Origin of the sequence: Amphibiibacter pelophylacis (assembly GCF_037688875.1) — a bacterium.
GTDB classification, from domain to species: domain Bacteria; phylum Pseudomonadota; class Gammaproteobacteria; order Burkholderiales; family Burkholderiaceae_C; genus Amphibiibacter; species Amphibiibacter pelophylacis.
Map to the genome: position 1 here is coordinate 20,511 of NZ_JAWDIE010000008.1, position 12,035 is coordinate 32,545.

The 12,035-nt window shown below is 70.0% G+C and carries 8 protein-coding genes and 1 pseudogene; 3 read left to right on the top strand and 6 right to left on the bottom strand.

Annotated elements, in window-relative coordinates; all coding sequences use genetic code 11:
- Positions 1–122 precede the first annotated feature (122 nt).
- The 3 genes and pseudogenes from metG to RV045_RS06450 form a co-directional block, all read left to right on the top strand.
- Complete coding sequence (metG, locus tag RV045_RS06440) at positions 123–2,243, top strand: methionine--tRNA ligase (RefSeq protein ID WP_423234953.1); 2,121 nt, start codon at positions 123–125, stop codon at positions 2,241–2,243.
- Between the two features lie 33 nt (positions 2,244–2,276).
- Positions 2,277–2,501, top strand: coding sequence for a DUF3460 family protein (locus tag RV045_RS06445; protein WP_423234954.1), 225 nt, complete (start codon positions 2,277–2,279; stop codon positions 2,499–2,501).
- Between the two features lie 3 nt (positions 2,502–2,504).
- Positions 2,505–3,296 (top strand): annotated as a pseudogene (locus RV045_RS06450) (segregation and condensation protein A); the annotation flags it as partial.
- Between the two features lie 58 nt (positions 3,297–3,354).
- Here the strand turns inward: RV045_RS06450 and RV045_RS06455 are convergent.
- The 6 genes from RV045_RS06455 to RV045_RS06480 form a co-directional block, all read right to left on the bottom strand.
- Entirely contained in the window at positions 3,355–4,341 is a 987-nt protein-coding gene (locus tag RV045_RS06455; protein ID WP_423234955.1) for an aldose epimerase family protein, read from the bottom strand.
- Between the two features lie 83 nt (positions 4,342–4,424).
- Positions 4,425–6,461, bottom strand: a complete 2,037-nt coding sequence (locus RV045_RS06460; RefSeq protein WP_423234956.1) for a TonB-dependent siderophore receptor — start codon at positions 6,459–6,461, stop codon at positions 4,425–4,427.
- 70 nt (positions 6,462–6,531) lie between these two features.
- Positions 6,532–8,277 (bottom strand): multidrug ABC transporter permease/ATP-binding protein, encoded by a 1,746-nt coding sequence (locus tag RV045_RS06465; RefSeq protein WP_423234957.1) that lies wholly within the window; start codon positions 8,275–8,277, stop codon positions 6,532–6,534.
- A gap of 10 nt (positions 8,278–8,287) precedes the next feature.
- A complete protein-coding gene (gene fhuB / locus RV045_RS06470; protein WP_423234958.1) occupies positions 8,288–10,252 on the bottom strand; it encodes a Fe(3+)-hydroxamate ABC transporter permease FhuB in 1,965 nt (654 codons plus the stop codon).
- Positions 10,249–11,220 (bottom strand): ABC transporter substrate-binding protein, encoded by a 972-nt coding sequence (locus RV045_RS06475; RefSeq protein WP_423234959.1) that lies wholly within the window; start codon positions 11,218–11,220, stop codon positions 10,249–10,251. Before RV045_RS06475 ends, fhuB begins: the two co-directional genes overlap by 4 nt.
- A gap of 7 nt (positions 11,221–11,227) precedes the next feature.
- Positions 11,228–11,995: an ABC transporter ATP-binding protein gene (locus RV045_RS06480; RefSeq protein ID WP_423234960.1), complete on the bottom strand. Its 768-nt coding sequence runs from the start codon at positions 11,993–11,995 to the stop codon at positions 11,228–11,230.
- Between the last annotated feature and the right edge of the window lie 40 nt (positions 11,996–12,035).

Below are 12,035 nucleotides of genomic sequence, written 5' to 3' on the forward strand. Positions count from 1 at the left end.
GAGGGCACGGGGGCTTGCGTCACAGGACAGCTCCGGAAAAAGGAAGGGATAGCGGGGGCAGGGCACCTACAATACCGCTTTCGCGCCCTCGATGACGCCCGCCGGCCTTTTGGTCCCTGCCCATGTCCCGCAAGATTTTCGTCACCACCGCCCTGCCCTACGCCAACGCGCCCTTTCACATGGGCCACATGATGGAGTACATCCAGGCCGACATCTGGGTGCGCAGCCAGCGCATGGCGGGGCACGCGGTGTATTTTATGGGCGCCGATGACGCCCACGGCGCGCCCATCATGATCGCGGCCGACAAGGCCGGTATCACGCCACAGGAATTCGTCGCGCGCATCGCCGCCGGACGCAAGCCCTATCTGGACGGCTTTCACATCAGCCACGACAGCTGGCACAGCACCGACGGCCCCGAGAATCACACCCTGTCGCAGAACATCTACCGCGCGCTGCGCGATGCGGGTTTGATCCGCTCCGAGGTGATCGAGCAGTTCTTCGACCCGGTCAAGGCCATGTTCCTGCCCGACCGCTTCGTCAAGGGCGAATGTCCGCGCTGCCATGCGGCCGACCAGTACGGCGACAACTGCGAGAACTGCGGCGCCGTTTACTCGCCCACCGAGCTCATCAAGCCCTACTCCGCCCTGTCGGGCAGCACGCCGGTGATGAAGGCCAGCGAGCACTTTTTCTTCCGGCTCTCCGACCCGCGCTGCCAGCAGTTCCTGCAGGACTGGACGCGCCAGGCGGTCGAATCGGGCGGCCTGCAGCCCGAGGTCTACAACAAGATCAAGGAATGGTTTGCGCCCGGCGAAGACGGCAAAAGCCAGCTCAGTGACTGGGACATCAGCCGCGACGCGCCTTATTTCGGCATCGAGATCCCGGATGCGCCGGGCAAATACTTCTACGTCTGGCTGGACGCGCCCATCGGCTACCTGGCCGCGCTCAAGCATTTCCTGGACGGCGGTGGCCGCGCCGTGGGCAGCAGCACCAGCCCGGTGTTCGAGGATTTCATCGCCGATCCGCAGGTCGAGCAGGTGCACTTCATCGGCAAGGACATCACCTACTTCCACACCCTGTTCTGGCCGGCCATGCTGCATTTCAGCGGCCGCAAAACGCCCTCGCAGATCCACGTCCACGGCTTTGTCACCGTCCACGGCGGCAAGATGAGCAAAAGCCGCGGCACCGGCATCTCGCCCATGCAGTATCTGGAACTGGGCCTGAACGCGCAGTGGCTGCGCTACTACATGGCGGCCAAGCTCAACCCGCGCGTGGAAGACATCGATTTCAACCCGGAAGATTTCGTGCTGCGCGTCAACAGCGACCTGATTGGCAAGTACGTCAACATCGCCAGCCGCGCCGCCGGTTTCATCAGCAAGCGCTTTGACGGGGTCCTGACCGCCGAGGTCGGCCCTGAGGGCGCCGCGTTGCTGGCGGCGTTGCAGGACGCGCTGCCCGGCATTGCGCGCCTGTACGATCAGCGCGATTTCGCCCGCGCCCTGCGCGAACTGATGGCGCTGGCCGACCGCATCAATGCCTATGTCGATACGCACAAGCCTTGGGAGCTGGCCAAACAGGAGGGCCAGGAGGCCGCGCTGCAGGCTGTGTGCAGCGTCTGCCTGCAGGCCTTCCGCCTGCTGACGCTGGGCCTCAAGCCCGTGCTGCCCGCGCTGGCCGGGCAGGTCGAGGCCTGGCTGCAGATCGCGCCGCTGGTCTGGGCGGATGCGGCGCAGCTGATGCCCGGCGGCCACCGCGTGGGCGTTTACCAGCACCTGATGCAGCGCGTGGACGCCAAGGTGCTGGACGAGCTGCTGACGCCTCCCGCGCCTGTGGCGGATGCGTCCGAGGCCGCTGCGGGGGCTGACGCAGCCGCGAACGATCTCCCCGGTGGCGAAGCCATCGCGCCCGAGATGACCATCGACGATTTCACCCGGGTCGATCTGCGCATCGCGCGCATTGTTTCGGCGGAGAAGGTCGAAGGCAGCACCAAGCTGCTGCGCCTGATGCTGGACGTGGGCGAGCCCGAGCCGCGCCAGGTCTTCAGCGGCATCCAGGCGGCCTACGATCCGGCCACGCTGGCCGGGCGTTTGACGGTGCTGGTGGCCAACCTGGCGCCGCGCAAAATGAAGTTTGGCGTCAGCCAGGGCATGGTGCTGTGCGCCAGCCATGCCGACGCCAAAGCCCAGCCCGGCCTGTATCTGCTGTCGCCCGACAGCGGTGCCCAGCCGGGCATGAGAATCTCTTAAAATCAGTCTCTTAACCTTCTTCCGGTGCCCGTCATGCCCCTCTTCTGGAAACCCTATCGGTCCGAAGTCACCCAGTTTCTGGACACGCTGAAACAGCAGCGTCCGCAGCTGGAAGCCGAGCAGAAGGCCGGTCGCGCCCTGCTGTGGGACAAAGCGCCCGCCAACCCCGAGCAGCGCAGCGGTTTCGAGGCCGCCCGCGTGCCGCAGCAGCCTTACGTCTACCAGACCGCGCCGCAACCGCTGGATGGTTCGGCCTAAGACGTGACGGCCCGTCTGAACGACGAGCCCGGCGTCCACGCGCGACTTTACGGCGAGCCCCTGCACCAGTTGCCGGGCGATCTCTACATCCCGCCGGACGCGCTCGAAATCTTTCTGGAGGCCTTTGAAGGCCCGCTGGATCTGCTGCTCTACCTGATCCGCAAGCAGAACTTCAACATCCTGGACATCCCCATGGCGCGGCTGACGCGCCAGTACCTGGCGTACGTGGAAGAGATCCGCCAGCGCAATCTCGAGCTGGCCAGCGACTACCTGCTGATGGCAGCGATGCTGATCGAGATCAAATCGAGGATGCTGCTGCCGCGCGCCCGCGCCGCCGAACCCGCCGAAGCCGAAGACCCGCGCGCCGAGCTGGTGCGCCGCCTGCAGGAGTACGAGCGCATCAAGGCCGGGGCGCAGAGCCTGGCCGATCTGCCGCAGGCTGGGCGCGAGTTCTGGCCGGTGCAGGTGCTGATCGAGCGCAGCGGCGCGCCGCGCTTCCCCGACGTCCATCCGGACGATCTGCTGGCCGCCTGGCGCGACATCCTGCGCCGCGCCCGCCTGACCCGCCACCACCAGATCGCGCCGGAATCGCTCTCGGTCCGCGAGCACATGTCCCTGCTGCTGCGCCGCCTGCAAAGCACCCGCTTCGCCGAGTTCGCCGAGCTGTTCGACCCGGCTTTGGGCATCCCGGGCGTCGTGGTCACCTTCGTGGCGCTGCTCGAACTGGCCAAAGAGCAGCTGGTCGACATCACCCAGGCTGGCGCCTTCGCACCGATTTATGTGCGCCTGGCGTACCGGCAGCAGGTGCTGGGGGACAGCGAAGACGGCGTCGCTGACGAAGACGGAAAGGCGCTTACGGCGTCGTGAAATCCAGCCGCATCGCGTGCGAATAGTCGCGTTGCGGGCCGTACCAGACGTCGGCGCCCAGCGCGGGGCCGTTGGGCAGGTCTTCCGTTTCCAGGCACAGCGCCGCGCCGGCCGTGTGGGCGGCGCCCAGGGGCTGTGCGGTGGGCTGCAGGCCACCCGCGCCGTAAAGGTGCAGCAGCGGCCGGTCGGTGGAGAGCGTCAGCGCCAGATCCGCCACCGCCAGACGGGCCACGCGGCGCAGGCCGGTGGCGGGCGGCGTCAGTACCAGCGCAGCGTCCAGCGCCGTGTCGGCGGCGGTGAGGGCGCGGCCCGCGTGGAAATCCAGCGTGCTACCTGCCGTGGGCTGTGCAGGCAGGGGCAGTTCGCGCGCGTCGGTCGGCAGCCAGGCCAGCGCGTCGGCCTGCAGGTGGTGGCCCCGCAGGTGGCCGCTGGCGTCCAGGTTCCAGTAGCTGTGCTGCAGCAGGTTGACCGGGCTGGGGCGATCCAGACTGGCCTGCGCCTGCCAGACCAGGCTTGCGCCTTCAAGACGGTAGACGACCTGCGCCTGGCAGCGGCCGGGAAAACCCATGTCGCCCGCCGCGCTGTCCAGGAGCAAAGTGACCTGGCTGCTGTCCTGCGCCGGAGCGACCGTCCAGTCGCGCTGGCCGAACCCGGCTGCGCCGCCGTGCAGGCAGTGGCCCAGCGGGTGATTGGCGTCCAGCCGCCAGGTCTGTCCGCCCTGCGCCAGCCGCGCTCCGTCCAGACGGTTGGCGTAGCGCCCGCAGACGGCGCCCAGCGACATGCGATCCTGCCGGTAGCTGGCCGGGTCGGCGTAGCCCAGCGTCAGCGGCCGCGGACCGCCCGGCGCTGCGCGCCACCACAGCTGCATCAGCCTGGCGCCGTAGGGCAGCACCCAGGCGATGAGCTGCGGGCTGTGCAGCAGGATGACTCCGGGGGGGGGCTTGAGCGGGTCGGTTTCCGGGATCGTGGACATGGGCAGCTCGGCGCGGGGGCCGCAGAAAAAGGCGTCAGTCGCGATTGTGGTTCAAAGCGGCCCCCGGCGCAGCGCCCAGCCGGTCAGAAGCGGTAGTTGGCCTGCACCGACACCGTGCGCTCCTGGCCGTAGTAGCAGAAGTAATCGCAGGCGCTGACGTACTGGCGGTTGGCCAGGTTGCTGACGTTGAGCTGCCCCGTCCAGCGCGACGTGATCGGGTACTGCGCGGCCACGTCGACCACGGTGTAGGACGGCACCTGCGCCGTGCCGAACTGCCCGCCCACTGACACGCTGCCCGTGCTGGCGCCGACGTAGCGCAGGCTGGGCTGCAGGCGCAGACCCGCCAGTGCGCCGCCCGCCACGGTGTAATCCAGCCCCAGTGTGGCGGCCTGGCGCGGGATCAGCGGCGCGCGGGCGCCGTCGCGCTGGGCGTCGGTCCAGGTGAAGCTGGCGCTGGCGGCCAGGGCGCTGTTCAGGCGCACATCGCCGCTCCATTCCAGACCGCGCACGCGGCTGTCCGCGCCCTGCTTCTGGCTGGCGCCGCCAACGGTGATTAGGGGGTTTTTCTCGGTGATGTCAAAGAGCGCGAGGGCGGTTTTACCGGCCTCGAAGCGGTATTTCAGGCCCAGCTCGGTCTGCTGGCCGATCACTGGCCGGTAGAACTGGCCTGCGTCGCCCGTGACCAGCAGGGGCTGGAACGATTGCGAGAACTGTGCATAAGGCGCCAGGCCGCTGTCGGCCAGATACATCAGGCTGCCCGACCACGAGGTCTGCTGCTGGCTGTAGCTCTGGCTGCTGCCCTGGCTCAGATCGCGCTGCAGCGTGCGCACCCAGTCGTGGCGCACGCCCAGCGCGGCGCGCCAGGGCCCCCACTGCGACTGGTTTTGCGCGTAAACGCCCAGACGCCCGGAGCGGTCCTGCGAGCGTTTGTTCAGGGCCGGATCAATCGGCGTGTAGTTGCCGTAGACCGGGCTGAAAATCGAGATCGGCTGCCCGAAGCCCGAGAACAGATCCTGCGACAGCCCCTGGATGCGGTTGGCCTGCGATTCCACCCCGACCAGCGACTGGTTTTTCACGCCGCCCCAGGACCAGCGGTGCAGCAGCCGCGTATCGACGATGGCGGAATAGGCCGTGCCGTCGCGGAAGACCAGGCCGCGATCCACGCTGGCACCGTCGCTGGCCAGGCCAAATCCGGCGTAGCTGCTGCGTAAAAAGAGCGATTGCGCCTGCACCCGGGCGTTCTGCACCAGCGTGGTGGCTGGGCTGAACTGGTGCGTCAGCTCGTAGCCCAGGCTGAACTGGTCGCGGCTCAGGCGGTCGTAGCCCGGTTCGCCCAGATTGGTGCCGGGGCGTATCGTGCCTCCGGCGGCGGGCACCAGCGTGCCTTCGGCGGGCAGAAAGCCGCTGGTGCGCTGGCCGCTGTCGCGCTGCGCGCTGGCCAGCAGGGTCAGCTGCGTCTGCGGCGAGAGCTGCAGTGCCAGGCTGGGCGCCAGGTAAAAGCGGTTCATGGCGCTGCGATCCACGCTGCCGTCGCGGCGCGAAACCAGGCCCACGACGCGGTAGCGCACGTCCGCATCGTTCTGCCAGGCGCGGCTCACGTCCACGCCCGCGCTCAGGCCCAGCGGCGAGGCCAGGCTGACAAAAGCCTGCGTCAGCGGCTTGCGCGTGGGGCGCTTGCTGACACTGTTGATGATGCCGCCCGGGCTGGCGTCGCCATACAGCGAGGAGCTGGGGCCACGGATCAGCTCGACGGCCTCCAGGCCCCAGGGCTCGGTGCTGGCCCAATAGTAGCCGTCCTTGATCTGGCGGATGCCGTCCTGGTAGTTCACCGCGTCAAAGCCGCGCACCTTGAACCAGTCGTTGCCGTTGTCCGAGCCATAGGGCTGGGACAGCACCCCGGCTTCGCCGCGCAGGGCTTCGTCCAGTTTGGTCACGCCCGCGTCCTGCATCTGCTGCGCGGACACCGCGCTGGTCGATCTGGCGTCGTACAGGCTGACGCTGCCCACCTTGCTGACGGTGCCGGTGACGCGTACGGCTTCCAGCTGCGCCCAGGCGCCGGTGCTGAAGGTGGCGCTGGCGGCCAGGGCCACACAGGCCAGGGGAAGGTTGGGGCGGATCATCGGGAGTCCTTTGCAGAAAAATCAGGGGAGAAGGGGATCAGTCGGCGGCTTGAAGGGCGGCGTGTCGGTTTCAGGGCGCGGGGGCCAGCGGCGCCTGCAGGTGGGCGATGGCGCCCTGGCTGGCGCGCTCGCGCGCCGCGCCGTGCAGTTCGGTCAGCACGCCCTGGCGCATTTCGAACAGGCGGTCGGCCTGGCCGAAATAGGCGTCGTCGTGGCAGATAGCGAACACGGTCCAGCCGCGCTGGCGCATCAGCGGCAGTAGCTGGTGGTAAAAAACGTGGCGAAAGTGCGGATCCTGGTCGGCGGCCCATTCGTCCAGCACGATCAGCGGGCGCTCTTCCAGCAGGGCCAGCAGCAGCGCCAGGCGTTTGCGTTGCCCTTGGGACAGAGCCAGCGAGGCCACGGTGCCGCCGCTGCAGTCCACTTTGTCCTGCAGGCGCAGGGCCTCCAGCCACTCCTGGACGCGCTCGGGCGCGGCGCTGTCGCCCCCCGGACCCAGCAGCTGGTCGAACAGGTGCACGTCGGAGAACACCGCCGAAAACAGGGCACGGTACTGCGGCAGCCGCTCGCGGGTGATCGCCTGGCCGTCCAGCAGGATCTGGCCGCTGTGCGGCATCAGCAGGCCGCACAGAAGCAGCGCCAGGGTGGATTTGCCGCTGCCGTTGTCGCCCACGCAAAAGCAGATCTGGCCGCGCTCCAGCGTCAGGCTGACCTCGCTCAGTGCAAAGCCGGGCGCGCCTTCGCGCTGCGGATGACGAAAGCCCACGCGCTGCAGCGCCAGCCGCTGCCAGTCTGACGCGGGCATCGGGCCTGGGGACTGCAGCGCAGCGCCTTCGCCCTGCAACGCCAGGCTGCGGATGCGCGCCAGCGCCACCTGCGCGGCCTGCAGCGTGGACAGCGCCCCCACCGCCGAAATCAGCGGCGTGCGGATGAAAAGCACCGTCAGCGCCACGCTGGTGGCGACGCCCACACTGATCCACTGCACCGACAGGGCACAGAAATACACCGCGCCGACCGCGCCCAGCAGCATGGCGCTGGTCCAGTGGTGGGCCAGGAAGTGAAAGCTGTCCGCCCGCACGATGTGCTCGCGGTAGCCTTCGGCCTGCGGCAGCAGTGCGCGCTGGTACCAGCGTGCGGCGCGCTGGCGGTTCAGCGCCAGCTCGCGCGCGCCCCGGATCAGGGTGTCGTACTGGCCCAGCAGCCGGGCCTCGTGATCGCGCAGGTGGTCCAGGTGTGCGTACACGCGCTTCACTGCCCAAGCGCCGCCCACCAGCGTTGCGCCTATCCACAGCAGCGTCAGCGCGGTGAGCAGCGGCGACAGCCACAGCAGATAGCCCAGCGCACCCAGCAGGAAAAGTCCGCCCTGCAGCAGTTCGGGCAGACGCACCACGGCGGTGGTGATGTGCTGCAGATCGCCCGTCAGGCTGGCCAGCAGCGGGGCGGGGCCGATCTGCTGCAGGCGCTGCAGATCGGTGTGCAGCATGTCGCGCGCCAGGCGCAGGCGCAGCTCCATGACAAAGCGGTGGCCCAGCCGCGTCAGCGTCCACTGCGACAGCGTGCTGCCCGCCAGCCAGGCCAGCAGCATCAGCAGGAAGAGGGCCAGCGGCGCGCCCAGCGTGTCGGGCGCCAGACCCTCGCCCTGCGCCAGCACCAGCAGGCGGTTGACGCTGTACAGCACGGCGATGCCTACGGCGCTGGACAGCAGCGACAGCGCCATCACACCCGCACACTGCCGGGGCCGAAAGCGCACCAGCGCGGCCAGCAGCGACAGCGTGGCAGGGGGCCGGGCGGCCGGGGCCGAAGAAGAATCGATCATGGGGAAAGGGTCAGAGGCGGCGCATCAGCACCAGAAAAAAAGCACCGCCCGCCAGCGAAGCCATCAGCCCGGCGGGAATCTCGTAAGGCGACCACAGCGTGCGGCCCAGCGCGTCGGCCAGCACCATCAGCGCGGCGCCCAGCAGTGGCGCGGCACGCAGCTGCGCGCGCGCCTGCGCCAGGCCCAGCAGGCGTGTCAGGTGCGGAGCCAGCAGGCCGATGAAGCTCAAGGGGCCGACCAGCAGTGTGGCCAGCGCGGTCAGCCCGGCAGCCAGACCCATCAGGGTCCAGCGCAGGCGCGACACGGGCGCACCCAGGGCCTGCGCCATAGTGGGCCCCAGCCCCAGGATCTCCAGACCGCGCACCAGGCGCAGCACGGGCCAGGCCAGCGCGGCCAGGGCGGCGCTGGCGGCCAGGGCCAGCGCCGGGGTGGTGTAGTAGGTCGAGCCCGACATCCAGGCCAGCACCTGCTGTCCGCGCGGATCGCCGCCCGCCAGCACCAGGCGCTGTCCGCTGTCCAGCAGCGCGGCCAGCGCCATGCCGGTCAGCAGAACGCGCTCCGGCGCCAGCCCCTGACGCAGGTTGAGCGCAGCCAGCAGACCCATCACCGCCAGCGCGCCCAGCAGCCCGGCCGGCAAGGCCCAGGTGCCGTAGAGCGTGGGCGCCATCATCAGCACCGCCAGCACGCCCAGGCCCGCCCCGGCGGACACGCCCATCAGCTCGGGCCCCGCCATCGGGTTGCCCGACACGCGCTGAAGCAGCACCCCAGCCCAGGCCAGCATGGCCCCGGCTACGGCAGCGCCCAGCACGCGGGGCCACAGCCAGGGCGTGGCCAGCGGGGCGATCCATGCCGTCCCGCCCGCTGGCGAATGCGTCAGCGCGAAAGCCAGCGCCAGCAGCAGGGCCACGACGAGCGCGGCCCAGAGGATCACACTGGCGCGCCCGCCGACCTGCCGGGGCGTCTGGCGTGGGGCCGTCTGCGGGGGCGTGCTGGGGCCAGGCTGTGCGCGGCGTCGCAGCAGCAGGACGATCAGCAGCGGTCCGCCCAGCAGGCTGGTCAGCGCACCGGTGGCGATGTCCCGCCCCAAAGCCCAGCCCAGCGACTGCACGGCCAGATCGGCTGCCCACAGCAGGACCGCACCTGTGGCCATGCAGGCCAGCAGACGCTGTCGCACAGTGCGCAGGTTCAGGGCGCGCACCGCCGCTGGGGCCGCCAGGCCGATGAAGCCCAGCATGCCCACGGTGCTGATCACGCCGGCGGTCAGCACGGCAGCCAGCCCCAGAGCACCCAGCCGGATCGCTGTCACCGGGACGCCCCGGTGCTGCGCGTCCTGGCCCAGCACGGTCAGCAGGTGCAGCGGGGTGTGCAGCGCCCACACCGTGATCGCGCCCAGCGCTGTCACGGCCAGCAGGCCCTGGATATCGCGCCAGAACGGCTGGTTCAGCGTGCCCAGGCCCCACAGCAGCACGCCGTGAAAGGCCTCGGGGCGCAGCATCAGCAGCACGCTGCCAACGGCGCCCAGCGTCAGATTGATGACCAGACCGGCCAGCACCACGGCGGTGGGCTCCAGCCCCCGGTGCCAGGACAGTGTCAGCACGCCCGCCATCGCCGCCACGGCCCCCAGCCAGGCCAGCGCCGGGGCGGCAGGCAGACCCGCCGGGGCCAGCCACAGGCCCAGCAGCAGCGCCAGCTGCGCGCCGCTGGCCGCCCCCAGCGTTGTCGGCGAGGCCAGCGGGTTGCGCAGCACGGTCTGCAGCAGCCAGCCCGCCAGGCCCAGCGCCGCGCCCGCCACCAGGGCCATCGCCAGGCGCGGCAGATGGGCGTCCTGCAGCAGCAGCGGGGCCAGCACCGGGTCCAGGTGGCCATCCGCCAGCCGGGGCAGTGCGTGTGCCACCAGCATGGCCCACAGGGCCAGCAGGAGGGTCGTCAGCCCGATCGCTGACCCGGGGAAGGCGGTCGTGCGGCGCAGCGTCATGCGGGGGCTCCGCTGGGCTGTGTGGGCGCATCGGACCAGCCGCCGGGCAGACGGCCGTCCAGCGCCTGGATCAGCAGCCCGGCAAAGCGCAGCGCAGAAGGCAGGGCGCCAAAGCTCCAGACCCGGGGCAGCGTGGCCACCTGGCGGCGGCGCACAAAGGGCAGGTTCTGCCACAGCGGGTTGGCGGTGAGCTGGCGCGACAGATCGCGGGGCAGCGGCGGGATCACCAGCGCCCGCGTGTCCGGCACCACGCCCAGCAGGCGCTCCAGCGTTACGGTGTCCGAGCCCCACATTGACACGGGCGCTTGCCAGGCGTTGGGCAGGCCCAGCCGCGCCAGTGCGGCGCCAAACACGCTGCTGTCGCCGTACACGCGCACGCTGCGCGCGTCCACGCACTGCAGCACCAGCACGGGCTGCTGGCGCTGGCGCACCACGGCAGGGTGGCGTGCGGCCTGGTCCATCCAGGCGTTGGCTGTCTGCAGCCAGCGTGTCGCGGCCTGCGGCTGCAGCAGCAGTCGGGCCACATCGCGCGTGCGCGCCGAGAAGCGCGTCCAGGGAGGTGTGCGGTCCGGGTCGGCTGCGCCGTAAAAATCCAGCAGGCGCACGGGTGCGATCGCCGCCACCAGCGGGGTGACGCTGGCCAGCAGGCTGCTGCTCAGGATGAGATCGGGCCGGATTTGCGCCAGCACCTCACGGCTGGGCTGCACGCGCAGGCCGACATCCCGGGTGGATGCGGGCACGGCCGGTTCGCCAACCCAGTCGGCGTAGGCGCGGCGATCGGCCAGCCCGGCCAGCGGCAGGCCCAGGCTCAGCGCGGTTTCGGCTATCGTCCAGTCCAGACAGACCACGCGCAGCGGCGCACGGGCTTGGGAGAAGGCCCATGCCGGGCCGAGCGCAGCAGCGGTGGCGCAGCCCGTGGCGCGCAGCAGCCGGCGGCGGCCCGCTGAGGGGAGGGAATCTGCGGCCATCGGCATCTCAGACAAAGGCCACCGGCACCGCGTGGCCGGGGTGGGGCACCACCTGCATGCGCACGCCGTAAATGGCTTCGAGCTGGGCAGGCGTCATCAGATCCTGCGGCGACCCCTGGAACACCAGCCGCCCCTGGCGGAGCGCGAGCAGCTCGTCGCAGTAGCGTGCGGCCAGGTTGATGTCGTGAATGACCATGACCACACCCAGACCGCGTTCGCGTACCAGTCGCTGCACCAGCGCCATCACGTCCACCTGGTGGGCGATGTCCAGCGCGGCGAGGGGTTCGTCCATCAGCAGGAAAGGGCTTTGCTGCGCCAGCAGCACGGCCAGCCAGGCGCGCTGGCGCTCACCCCCCGACAGGCTGGCAACGGTGCGGTCGGCATCGTCCTGCATCTGCGTGTCGGCCAGCGCCTGGTCGATGAGGGCGTGATCGTGCGGCTGCAGCCGACCCAGCAGGCCGCACCAGGGGTAGCGGCCCAGCGCGACCAGATCGCGCACGCGTGTGTGGTCGTCCAGCGCGGGCGTGTGCTGCGGCAGGTAGGCGACCTGGCGGGCGAAATCGCGCACGCTCCAGTCCGTCAGCGCCCGGCCCTGGCAGCGCAGCGTGCCTTGGCTGGGGGCCAGCTCGCGCGCCAAAAGGCGGATCAGGGTGGATTTGCCCGAGCCGTTGTGGCCCAGCAGGCCGTAAAAGCGGTCGGGCAGGAACTGGCCGTCAAAAGGGTGCAGCAGCGTGCGCTGACGCACCGCAACAGCGGCCTGTGTGAGCTCGAACATGGCGATCGGATGAAAAAAGATCGCGCATGATAACGAGAGC

Excerpts from the sequence above, each read along its gene's own strand:
- metG (WP_423234953.1), top strand. The coding sequence starts at position 123 with ATGTCCCGCAAGATTTTCGTCACCACCGCCCTGCCCTACGCCAACGCG.
- RV045_RS06445 (WP_423234954.1), top strand. The coding sequence starts at position 2,277 with ATGCCCCTCTTCTGGAAACCCTATCGGTCCGAAGTCACCCAGTTTCTG.
- RV045_RS06455 (WP_423234955.1), bottom strand. The coding sequence starts at position 4,341 with ATGTCCACGATCCCGGAAACCGACCCGCTCAAGCCCCCCCCCGGAGTC.
- RV045_RS06460 (WP_423234956.1), bottom strand. The coding sequence starts at position 6,461 with ATGATCCGCCCCAACCTTCCCCTGGCCTGTGTGGCCCTGGCCGCCAGC.
- RV045_RS06465 (WP_423234957.1), bottom strand. The coding sequence starts at position 8,277 with ATGATCGATTCTTCTTCGGCCCCGGCCGCCCGGCCCCCTGCCACGCTG.
- fhuB (WP_423234958.1), bottom strand. The coding sequence starts at position 10,252 with ATGACGCTGCGCCGCACGACCGCCTTCCCCGGGTCAGCGATCGGGCTG.
- RV045_RS06475 (WP_423234959.1), bottom strand. The coding sequence starts at position 11,220 with ATGGCCGCAGATTCCCTCCCCTCAGCGGGCCGCCGCCGGCTGCTGCGC.
- RV045_RS06480 (WP_423234960.1), bottom strand. The coding sequence starts at position 11,995 with ATGTTCGAGCTCACACAGGCCGCTGTTGCGGTGCGTCAGCGCACGCTG.